General features: G+C 39.4%; 8 protein-coding genes. 2 read left to right on the forward strand and 6 right to left on the reverse strand.

Annotation, left to right across the window (positions count from 1 at the left end):
- Window positions 1-27: 27 nt before the first annotated feature.
- Window positions 28-495, reverse strand: coding sequence for a single-stranded DNA-binding protein (locus RDV53_RS05140; RefSeq protein WP_005695201.1), 468 nt, complete (start codon window positions 493-495; stop codon window positions 28-30).
- Between the two features lie 162 nt (window positions 496-657).
- Between RDV53_RS05140 and uvrA the strand changes: the two genes are divergently transcribed.
- Entirely contained in the window at window positions 658-3,489 is a 2,832-nt protein-coding gene (uvrA, locus tag RDV53_RS05145; protein ID WP_005695202.1) for an excinuclease ABC subunit UvrA, read from the forward strand.
- Between the two features lie 114 nt (window positions 3,490-3,603).
- Window positions 3,604-4,713, forward strand: a complete 1,110-nt coding sequence (locus RDV53_RS05150; RefSeq protein ID WP_005695203.1) for a carboxylesterase family protein — start codon at window positions 3,604-3,606, stop codon at window positions 4,711-4,713.
- 601 nt (window positions 4,714-5,314) lie between these two features.
- Here RDV53_RS05150 and RDV53_RS05160 read toward each other — a convergent pair.
- The 5 genes from RDV53_RS05160 to rarD all read right to left on the reverse strand — a co-directional run bounded on the left by RDV53_RS05160 (window position 5,315) and on the right by rarD (window position 12,040).
- Window positions 5,315-6,823, reverse strand: a complete 1,509-nt coding sequence (locus RDV53_RS05160) for a coiled-coil domain-containing protein (RefSeq protein WP_005695205.1) — start codon at window positions 6,821-6,823, stop codon at window positions 5,315-5,317.
- Between the two features lie 184 nt (window positions 6,824-7,007).
- On the reverse strand, window positions 7,008-8,081 hold the full coding sequence (locus RDV53_RS05165) for a Fic family protein (protein ID WP_005695206.1): 1,074 nt from the start codon (window positions 8,079-8,081) through the stop codon (window positions 7,008-7,010).
- A 243-nt stretch (window positions 8,082-8,324) separates the two neighbouring features.
- Window positions 8,325-9,851 (reverse strand): DHA2 family efflux MFS transporter permease subunit, encoded by a 1,527-nt coding sequence (locus RDV53_RS05170; protein ID WP_005695207.1) that lies wholly within the window; start codon window positions 9,849-9,851, stop codon window positions 8,325-8,327.
- An 8-nt stretch (window positions 9,852-9,859) separates the two neighbouring features.
- Complete coding sequence (locus tag RDV53_RS05175) at window positions 9,860-11,029, reverse strand: EmrA/EmrK family multidrug efflux transporter periplasmic adaptor subunit (protein ID WP_005695209.1); 1,170 nt, start codon at window positions 11,027-11,029, stop codon at window positions 9,860-9,862.
- A gap of 135 nt (window positions 11,030-11,164) precedes the next feature.
- Window positions 11,165-12,040, reverse strand: coding sequence for an EamA family transporter RarD (rarD, locus tag RDV53_RS05180; protein ID WP_005695211.1), 876 nt, complete (start codon window positions 12,038-12,040; stop codon window positions 11,165-11,167).
- Window positions 12,041-12,045 lie beyond the last annotated feature (5 nt).

Here is a 12,045-nt window from a genome sequence, read left to right on the forward strand (position 1 = left end):
TTTTTACATAATTTATGTATATGGAATTCAAAACGGAATGTTGTCATCAAACGCATCCATTGGAGGCTCCGCTTGTGGTGCTGGCGCAGATTGTGCTGGACGAGATTGATAGCTTGGTTGTGGTGCAGATTGTGCTGGTGCAAAGCCGCCCATCTCTTGATTGCGACCACCTAACATTTGTAAGTTATCACCTTGAATTTCAGTGGTGTAACGATCTTGGCCGTTGTTATCTTGCCATTTGCGGGTTTTTAAACGACCTTCAACATAAACTTGTGAACCTTTGCGTAAGTATTGACCCGCAATTTCCGCTAAACGACGATATAACACGATACGGTGCCATTCGGTGACTTCACGACGTTCACCCGTGTTTTTATCCGTCCAGCTTTCACTTGTTGCTACGCTGATATTTGCTACCGCTTCGCCATTTGGCATCGTGCGGATTTCAGGATCATTACCTAAATTACCCACGATGATTACTTTATTAATACCTGCCATAGAATCCTCTATATTTTAGAAATAAGGTGAAAAATTTTGATTATTTTGCCTTAAAAGAAACAAAAGATCCATAAAAATTAACTGGATATTTGCACAGATATTGAAATATGCGATAATGGCCGCAATTTTTGAATTTATTTTCTTAAGGCAATCGCTTTTTTTATGGATACTATCGACATTCGTGGGGCTAGAACTCACAACCTTAAAAACATCAATCTAACCATTCCGCGTGATAAATTAATTGTGATTACAGGTTTGTCCGGTTCGGGCAAATCCTCTTTAGCATTTGATACGCTTTATGCGGAAGGGCAGCGCCGTTATGTAGAATCGCTCTCTGCTTATGCGCGTCAGTTCCTTTCTTTGATGGAAAAGCCGGATGTGGATTCAATTGAGGGCTTGTCACCAGCGATTTCTATTGAGCAAAAATCCACTTCTCATAACCCGCGTTCAACAGTGGGCACGATCACCGAAATTTATGATTATCTGCGTTTGCTGTTTGCTCGCGTAGGGGAGCCACGCTGTCCTGAGCATGATGTGCCATTAACGGCACAAACCATCAGCCAAATGGTGGATAAAGTCTTAAGCTTGCCTGAAGAAAGCAAAATGATGTTGCTTGCGCCCGTGGTGAAAAATCGTAAAGGTGAGCATGTTAAGCTGTTAGATAGCTTGGCGGCACAAGGTTATATTCGTGCAAGAATTGATGGTGAAATCTGTGATTTATCTGATCCGCCAGAACTTGCTTTACAGAAAAAACATACCATTGAAGTGGTGGTGGATCGTTTTAAAGTGCGGTCAGATTTAGCCACACGTTTGGCGGAATCCTTTGAAACAGCTTTGGAGCTTTCTGGTGGTACGGCTGTTGTAGCGGATATGGGTAATCCGAAAGCGGAAGAGCTAGTTTTCTCGGCGAATTTTGCTTGTCCGCATTGTGGCTATTCTGTGCCCGAATTAGAGCCTCGCTTGTTCTCATTTAATAACCCAGCAGGGGCGTGCCCGACTTGTGATGGCTTAGGTGTTCAGCAGTTCTTCGATGAAAGCCGAGTGGTACAAAATGAAAGCATTTCCCTCGCAGGTGGTGCGGTGAAAGGTTGGGATCGTCGTAATTTCTATTACTATCAAATGCTTACCTCGTTAGCGAAACATTATAAATTTGATATTGAAACGCCATACGAAGATTTGCCTCAAAAAATTAAAGATATTGTGATGCACGGTTCAGGCAAGGAAGAAATTGAATTCCAATATATGAACGACCGTGGCGATGTGGTGATCCGTAAGCATCCTTTTGAAGGGATTTTGAATAATATGGCGCGCCGTTACAAAGAAACGGAATCCATGTCTGTGCGCGAAGAATTGGCGAAAAATATCAGTAACCGCCCTTGTGCAGATTGTGGCGGCTCTCGTCTTCGCCCTGAAGCTCGAAACGTGTATATCGGTAATATTAACTTGCCACAAATTTCAGAGAAAAGCATTGGTGAAAGCCTTGAGTTTTTCCAAGGGCTTACTTTAACCGGTCAAAAAGCACAAATTGCAGAAAAAATCCTGAAAGAGATCAGAGAACGGTTAGAATTCTTAGTGAATGTGGGTTTGAATTATCTTTCCCTTTCTCGTTCTGCCGAAACCCTTTCGGGTGGTGAAGCGCAACGTATTCGTCTTGCGAGTCAGATCGGTGCGGGCTTAGTAGGCGTCATGTATGTGTTGGATGAGCCTTCAATCGGTTTACATCAACGCGATAATGAACGCTTGCTAAATACGCTGATTCACTTGCGTAATTTGGGTAACACTGTAATTGTGGTGGAACATGATGAAGATGCTATTCGAGAAGCGGATCATATTATTGATATTGGCCCTGGGGCGGGGGTGCATGGTGGCCAAGTGATTGCACAAGGGACAGCCAAAGAGATTATGGCAAACCCAAATTCGATTACAGGTAAGTTCTTATCGGGTGAAGAAAAAATCGAAATTCCGAAAAAACGAACCGCACTTGATAAAAGCAAACTTTTAAAATTAAAAGGCGCGACAGGGAATAATCTTAAAGGCGTAAATTTAGAGATTCCAGTGGGCTTATTTACTTGTATCACGGGGGTGTCAGGTTCAGGTAAATCAACGCTAATTAATGATACGTTATTCCCATTGGCACAAAACGCCTTAAATCGTGCGGAAAAAACAGATTTTGCGCCTTATAAATCCATTGAAGGCTTGGAATATTTCGATAAAGTGATCGATATTAACCAAAGCCCGCTCGGTCGTACACCGCGTTCTAACCCAGCGACTTACACGGGATTATTTACCCCAATTCGTGAATTATTTGCGGGCGTGCCAGAAGCGCGTGCGCGTGGTTATAACCTAGGACGTTTTAGCTTTAACGTGCGTGGTGGACGTTGTGAAGCATGCCAAGGTGATGGTGTGCTGAAAGTTGAAATGCACTTCTTACCGGATGTGTATGTGCCTTGTGATCAATGTAAAGGTAAACGCTATAACCGTGAAACCTTGGAGATCCGTTATAAAGGCAAAACTATTCACCAAGTGTTAGATATGACGGTAGAAGAAGCTCGTGAGTTTTTTGATGCGATCCCAATGATTGCGCGTAAATTGCAAACCCTAATGGATGTAGGCTTGTCTTATATTCGTTTAGGTCAGTCTTCTACCACACTTTCAGGTGGTGAGGCACAACGCGTTAAGTTAGCAACGGAGCTTTCAAAACGCGATACCGGTAAAACTCTTTATATTTTGGATGAGCCGACGACTGGCTTACATTTCGCCGATATTAAACAACTTCTCGAGGTGTTACATCGCTTACGCGATCAAGGCAATACCATCGTGGTGATCGAACACAATTTAGATGTGATCAAAACCGCAGACTGGATTGTGGATCTTGGTCCAGAAGGGGGCAGTGGCGGTGGTCAAATCATTGCGACAGGCACACCGGAAGACGTGGCTAAAGTCAAAGGTTCGCATACCGCGAGATTCCTGAAAGATATCTTAGCAAAAGGCTAGAAAAAACAACCGCACTTTTGAGCATCATCAAAGTGCGGTTATTTTTTAATTCGATTATTGAAGGTTAATGAACAGATTGCTATTATCTTCAGCATATAAACGAAGGGGGATAATATGGAATGTTCTCACCCATTTAGTTGTCAATGTCAGCCTATTGCAAATGTAAATGTATTAGGCGCCCAGCTTACGCGTATTGAATTGTTTTTTCATCGGGCAATTTCAGTTCTCTCAATTTCGCAAGTCTCAGTTTGGGTGAAGAGTTTAAATACTCAACATCGATGGGTAAAACTAGACTTTAATGCCTGCCATAAAAATGATTCGAATAATTTTACATTGTTTATTCAACCAGATGTACATTGTCTTACCACAAAATTACTACATTTTGATGTTGAACGATTTACTCAAGTGCGGTCGGAATTACAGCTAAAAATTGAATTTGATCAATCGCTTCATATTTCAGTATCGCAATGTCATATTTTGCCGATTCTTTGCCTTGATACCCAAGGTTTCACTCATTTTACTTATCAAGATCTCACTTGTAGTTTCTACCAACCTAAGGCTTCTTTTCAATTACATCCATTAATTATTTGTTTGCACGGTGCAGGTGAGGGGGGAAATAATCAGAGCAATATTCTCGCCGATAAAATGGCGGTGACTTTCGCAAACCAATTACACCAAGATATGCTGGATTATCCTTATATTCTTGCTCCTCAATGCCCAAGTTTTTGGGTTGATAAGTTTCCTTTAAATGGTCTATATTATTATGGCGAGCGAGATTATACGGCTGATTTATTAGCCTTAATTCAAGACACTTTAATGAAATATCAAGATATTGATCCAAAAAGAATTTATATTGTTGGTGGCTCAATGGGTGGTTATCAAGGATTGCGACTTTTTTCAGATACCCCTGATCTATTTTCTGCCGCTTTAATTGCTTGCCCTGCTAAATTGCCTGCAGCTGAAAAATTGCATCACTTAAAGGATAAAAAAATATGGCTTGTTCATAGCGAATTAGATGAAGTTGTTCCCATTGAGAACACACTTCATCTTCTTGAAAAAGTGCATGATGAACAATCCACAATGCCAATGTTTACGCTTTATAAAAAGGTTATTGTAGAGGGAAAAACAATCGATCCACATTGTGTCTTTTTGCTTCTTTACGACAACCAATTAACATCAGGACGAAATTCTATTTTTGAATGGTTAGCGGAGCAAAGTCTGTAAGCGCAAAAGGCAGTTACTTGCTTGAATCGCCCTACAGGATATTTTCATCAACTGATTTGATAAAAAATAAGGCCGTCTCACAAAAGACAGCCTTACACATTATAAATATTCCTTAAAGAAATCCGCCAGTTTTTTCTACAGCCTTGTCTGTGTCTTTATAATATAAAGAAACGAGCCTTGCAGCCGATGTTGATACCTGACACATTCGCCAGCGCTTTCGCCTTGATGGCGGGCACAGTAAGCTATTGCCACCAAAACCGCCTCGGCAAGTTTGCCCGCGTAAAGACCCGCTGTTTGCTCTTTCACGTTGCCGCCCGGATGAACCACTACAATGGCGGGATATTGTTTGGTTTCGTAAAAGTTTTCAGGGTTAAAAGTACTCCCACCAATTCAATGCCGTTGCGTGGGATTTGGATCCGTTGTTGCATATAAAGCTCCTGTCTGGTTGAATAATTAAAGTGCAGTCATTTTATGGAGGGTATGTGGAAATGTATATTCCTAAAAAGGGATTTTATTGTTCTGGATTAGAAAATAATTGGATGGAAAAGGTCGCCTGAAGAGGAGTTCAGACGACCTTTTTTCACATAAATCTACTATTATTTTATGGCTTGGATGTAACTATTCCTTTTAATTTTTCTATAAATTCTAAGATTTCTTTTTTCTTTACAATTTCTTCAATTGGTGTTGGTTCTTTATGATTTTTATCCAATGTATCCGCTGGATTTAATGCAATTGCTTTTAACATATTTCCCATCAATATTGGTAATAGTTTACTCTGTTCTTCCTCATTGAGTTTTTCTATTTGTTTTTTGTAACTTTCATAAGATTTTGCCAGTGCTTCTTTATGTGCATATTCTTGTTCAAGTCTTTGCGCTTCACTACGTCGTTTGGATACAAAGATCACTAACCAAAATGCAGGTAAAATAAACGATAACTTATAAATCAATCCTTTTAAAATAGAAATTAAAGTAATTCCTATAGAACTATCATTATTATGTTGCTCAATTTGAGTAATTATTTCAGTTTTGCTAAAAATACTTGAAATATAGTTTAAAAGAGAACCGAAATTTACATTTACAGAAACAATAACAATAAATAAAATTGCCAATGCCCAATAAAACAATTTCCCATAAGATGCTACATCTTTGCTAAATTTTTTTCGCATTGCATTATATGCGTTAGATAAGCCGGCAGACGTTGCTCCAGGTAAAAGGCTTTCAATTTGTTTATTTAATTCGTTGTAACGTTCTTGTTGTTTCTTTTTAAAATCATCTAATTCCTTCTTGCGGGTTTCAAGTTCATTTTTCAGACCTCCTTCTATCTCTCCATCTTCATTTTCCGTTCCAAATATCTCTTCATGAAATTCTTCTAATTCATTTAATACTTGAGAAGAGTTTTTTTTCAGATCTTTAATTTTATAACTTTCTTCTTTTGCATCATTAAGGTAGTTATATAATTTATCCTTCAACCCATCTTCATTAAAAGTGGATTGGTATAATTTATCTATTTCTTTATGCTTACTCTGAAAGTCAGCTGCCAAACCAGCTATTTTGCTTTCTAAACCATCATTTTCAAAGAGTTCATTATTATAATTCTCGAAATTTTCTTGTTTCTCAGATAAATCGGAAAGAATATTTTTAGCATCTCTTGTAATATTTTTATTCCTCTCAGAATATTCTTGGAGTTCTTCTAGATAATGTTTTGAATGTTCCGTCATTGCTTTAGCATATTGTTCTAAAGCAGTTGTTAAAACTTTACCAGCCTTTCCTTTGTAAAAAATGAAAGGCATGAGATCTTTAAGTAAAGTATCCAAGTAATTATTATTAATATCCTTAATATAACTAATATTAGATGTATTAACGTAATTTACTAGCCTCTCCTTTATATATGACATAGGGTTTATAACATTATTTAAAACCTGCATAGGTATGAAATCAGGATCGATTGCATCAAGCATTCCTGAAAAATAAGCTACAACTTTTTTTGAGTGAGCAATTTCATTTCGATCGTCTGTAGACAAGCCTTTTACATTGATATCTTTTAATAGGCTTTCAATTTCTTTCCATAGGGGAATTATTTCGTTAGCAAATTTTGTGCTGCGGATAGACATATTTTTCCTTAGATTTTTGTTATTTAATTAACCATATTCTATTTATACAACAGAATACCCTTAATACAACAGTACATTCACCACCCAATCCTATTTCTGATAATCAGCTATCGACAGACTAGCGCGCGTTTCAGGTAGAATGTGTCTGCGTATACTTTCAGGATTTTCTGACTTCAATATATCCTCATTGAGCCATCAATAACCCATATAGCTCCACATTAATATAAAAATTTTCTTTTCCAATTTTTTCCTTCTTCAAAATTCCGATTCTGACCAATTCTTCCAAATGAGATCTTGCTGTATTACGATGGATTTGGCAGTCTCGTACGACGAAATTAATTTTCGTGTAAGGGTGTTTATACAGATTATTAATCAACTCATGGCTGTATATCTGCGGTAACTCACTGCGGATGAGCTGTTTGTGATTTTGCATTAAAGCTTTAATTCCATTGATTAAAGTAACCGTTCGTTTTGCGGTTTCTGTAATGCCTTCTAGTATAAATATCAACCATGATTCCCAATTTTGGCTATCACGGACAGACTGCAATAACTGGTAGTATTTTGCTTTATTTCGATTGATATATCGGGAAAGATACAGAATTGGAGTATCGAGTAAATCTTGTTGAATCAGATATAGAATATTCAATATTCGTCCTGTCCGACCGTTGCCATCATAAAACGGATGAATGCTTTCAAACTGGTGATGAATCAGAGCCATTTTTACCAAGGGATCGTAATCAAGTTGTGCCGAGTCGTTGATAAATCTTTCCAAATCAGACATATATTTTTCAATATCGGCAGGATTTTGCGGTGGCATATAAACAATTTCTTTTGTCGTTTGATTTACCAGCCCCGTTCCTTGCTGCTTTCTAAAACCCGCATTGTTTCCTTCCAATGCAGCTTGAATTTCTTTAATTAGATTGAGTGTAATTAATTTATCGGAACGGACAGAGTCAAAGCCTAATGACATGGCTTGCGCATAGTAGTGAACTTCTTTCGCAGCTACGGTAGTGAATTGGTGTGTATTGATATTGCTTTGATATAGGTCATCCTGCGTGGTAATGATATTTTCAATCTCCGAGCTTTCTTTTGCTTCCTGCAAGGGTAATGTCCCGAGTAGAATATTTTGATTCGGCATTGTATGTACCACGCCTTTTAACTCACCTAATGCCTGATGAGCAGTACTGCAAGCTTTCAATACCGCTTTACTTTCTATCTCGCCCAAGGCAAATAAATCTGGAATTTGATAGTTGTTCATTATGACTTCCTTTATACATAAAAAGGTGTGGTTTCTTGTGCACGTTTACATAACATGCACAATATTCAGAATATTTTGTGCATATTAGTACAACGCACACAAATTTTCTATTTTTTTGTGCATGTTTCAGGTTCCGAAGCAAAAGACATAATATTTGGCTAACCCTCCCTGTTTCTCAATTATCCAAAATAACAAATTCTTGTTATTTCAGATACAAAAGTGCGGTTATTTTTTTGGATGTTTTTAATGTTTGCTGCTGAAAGGTGGTTTAGCAAACCAAATGAGAACGACCAAGGAAATAAATGTTATCGCAGAAACTAAAAAGATTTCATTGGCACCGATGATAAATCCTTGGGCGGTGATTTGTCTGGCAATATATGATGCCGTTTGTTCTTCACTTAAACCAAAACTCCCCATAGTTTGGAAGAATTGTTGGGAAATAGGATTATATGGATTAATGACTTCTGTAAGTTGCGTGTGATGCACGGCTTCGCGGTTATACCAAATAAAAGTAGTAAGTGATGTGCCTATTGAGCCGGCAAGGGTTCGGAGGAAATTAAATAAGCTCGACGCCGAAGCCATTTTTTCGGGCGGTAAACCAGAAAGTGTAATGGTTGTCAGCGGCATAAAGAAACAAGCAACGGCTAAGCCTTGCACAAATTGCGGTAATGCCACATCCATAAAGGTCATTTCAGGTTCAAAGGTCACGGCTCGCCAATAAAAGGTCAGCGCATAAACCATAAAACTGACGGTGATTAAAATCCGCATATCAATTTTATTGCCGAATTTCCCGATAATCGGTGCAAGTAGAATCGGCAATAATCCCACTGGTGCAGCCGCAAGCCCCGCCCAAGTGGCTGTATAGTTATAAACCTGTTGGAGCAGAAGCGGGATGAGCACGACCGTCCCTGAATACACCAAGAAAGCAAGACTAGTCGAAACACAACCTACGGTGAAATTTCGGGATTTGAATAAGGAGACATCCACAACTGGATTATCGTCCGTGAGTTCCCAAATGATGAGGGCGATTAAACCTACCGCCGCGATAATGGTAAGCACCACAATTTCAGTGGAATTAAACCAATCTAGCTCGCGACCTTGATCCAGCATTAATTGCAACGCACCTACACCGAGTGCTAACAAAATCAGCCCAATAGTATTAACTGGTTGATGAGAAATTCTACTTTCTCGGCCTTCTAAAATTTTCCAACTGATTAAGACAACGGCAAGCCCGATCGGAACGTTGATAAAGAAAATCCAACCCCAGTGAATATTATCGCTGATCCAACCGCCTAAAATCGGGCCACAAATCGGGGCGACCACGATTGTCATTGACCAAAAAGCCAATGCCATTCCGCGTTTTTCTGGCGGGTAGTTATTTAATAATAAACTTTGAGAAAGGGGGATGATGGGGCCAGCAACTGCACCTTGAAGGACGCGAAAAACGATCAACATTTCCAAGCTATTTGCAATACCACAAAGCCAAGAGGCTAGCACGAATAATAGTGTTGCGATTAAAAATAACCGCACTTCACCAAAACGTTTTGCCAGCCAGCCTGTAATCGGGATCGAAATCGCATTTGCCACCCCGAACGAAGTGATCACCCATGTGCCTTGGCTCGACGATGCCCCCAAATCACCTGCAATAGTTGGAATGGCTACGTTAGCGATGGTGGAGTCTAACACGAGCATAAAGGTGGCTAATGAAAGCACCAATGTGAGCATCGCTAACGCACCGCCTTGTAGCGGTTTGAAATGAGATTGCGGCATAACAGAACCTAATGGCTATTGTCACGAATAATAGATTCGATCAAATTATTGATCGCACTTTCATCATATTGCAGCACATTTGTGGAATAAAGCGTTGTAGCTGGCGCTTGGTCACGCAAGGTTTCGCCTTGGCTATCACTAACATTCACTTTCACGGTAGCAGAAAGACCGATACGTAATGGGTTTTCAATGAGCTGTTGTGGATCCAATTGAATTCGTACAGGCACACGTTGCACCACTTTGATCCAGTTGCCTGTCGCATTTTGAGTAGGCAATAATGAGAATGCGCTTCCCGTACCCATTTCGATTCCCACCACTTTTCCATTAAAGGTTTTATCTTTTCCATAAAGGTCGAAATAAATTTCAACTGGCTGACCAATTCGCATATGGGTTAATTGTGTTTCTTTGAAGTTGGCGTCTAACCACATTTGATCGGTAGTGACCACTGCCATTAATGCGCCACCAACAGAAACCGCCTGTCCTACTTGCGCATTGCGACGAGCCACATAGCCTTTAATTGGGCTGCGGATTTTTGTGCGTTCTAAATTCAACCAAGCTTGTTTCAAATTACTGACCGCACTTTGAATTTGCGGTTGTTCACTTAAAGGACCGTCTAACAATAAGGCTTGATTGGCTTCAAGCTGGTTTTGTGAGGTCGTTAAGTTTGCTTTGGCGAGTTCAACCGCTTCTTTGGCGTGTTGGAAAGATTCTTTATCGATCGCTCCATCTTTCACTAATTGAACGCGACGGTTTAAATTTCCTTGTACTTGAGCAAGCGTAATTTCATTCGCACGAACGGCGGATTTCAATTGTTTTACGGTGTAATTCAGTTGAGAAATTTGGCGAACGGCATTGGCTAAATTGCTTTTAGCTTGCTCAAAACTCAATTTAGCATTGGTGTCATCCAGTTCCAATAACACGTCGCCCGCTTGTACGGGATCCATATTATCAACATTAATTTTTAAAATATTTCCCGCAACTTGTGATGAGACCATCACCTGATTGCCGCTCACATAGGCATCTTCGGTTTCTTCAAAGCCTTTAATAAAGAAAAACCAATAAGCCGCAGAACCGATTGCAATCAGAAGAAGCAAAAGAATAAAAATGGAAAGCCCTTTTTTACGTTGTTGAGATTTATTATTTGAGGAAGTTTGTGTATCTGTTTGTTGATCGGACATAATGCGAGCCTTATGAGAAAATGCTGAAGTAAAAAAGGCTTCAGTCTATAAAATATGAATGTTCGTTCATTATGAACGTAAATTAGAATTATTTCAAGAATGACTGCACTTGTTGATATCAAAGTGCGGTCAATTTTAATGATGTTTTATCCTTAAGCCATTTATGCCAAGCAAAATCAAACTGGTCCAAATCGGTACATAAGTAAAGTAATCGGAAAGGGAAACTTGTGTGTTGAGCCAAAATATCGCAATTAAAAAGAGCAATGTCGGCTCGAGATAACTGAGCACGGCGAACACACTGACCGGAATTTGTTGATTTGATTTTAAATTGGCAGACAAACCGATTGCACTCACTAAACCTAATGCAGGCAATAAATACCAATATCGACTTTCACTGATTACAAAAGAAAATTGCTGTTCTTGTATGAGCAAATAGATGAGACAAGGAATAGCAATGAAGCACACATCGAGCGTGATGCCTTGCAATGCGGGGATCTTCATGGCTTTACGGCTTAAATAATAATAGGGATAAACTAAGCACACCCAAAGACTGCTCCATGAAAAGGTTTGATTATGCCACAATTCATGCGCCACACCGCAGGCGGCGATACATAAAGCGATGATTTGAATGGTGGAAAGGGTTTCTTTCAGCCAAATACGCCCTAGTAATGCCATCACTAATGGGAATAAGAAATACCCCATTGCGATGTTTACTCCTTCACCATTAACAGGCGCCCACATAAATAACCAAAATTGACTGCCAGCATCAAGTGTACCGAGCGAAAACAACATCCAACGTTTTTTGTCTTTGCCTAAGGTTTCATTGACTAATTTTGATAATGAACGACAACCTACGGTTGGGAAGATAATCAAAAAGAGTCCAAATACCATCATGACCATTCGCCAAGCAAACACATCCGTGCCGTTAAGTGGCTGTAGCCATAAGCTGAATAGATAGAGCAATCTAAATAAAAATTGCGAGATGATGCCGAGAAAAATACCTTGAGCCATTTTTA

This window comes from Haemophilus parainfluenzae ATCC 33392, from assembly GCF_031191205.1.
Lineage (GTDB): Bacteria > Pseudomonadota > Gammaproteobacteria > Enterobacterales > Pasteurellaceae > Haemophilus_D > Haemophilus_D parainfluenzae.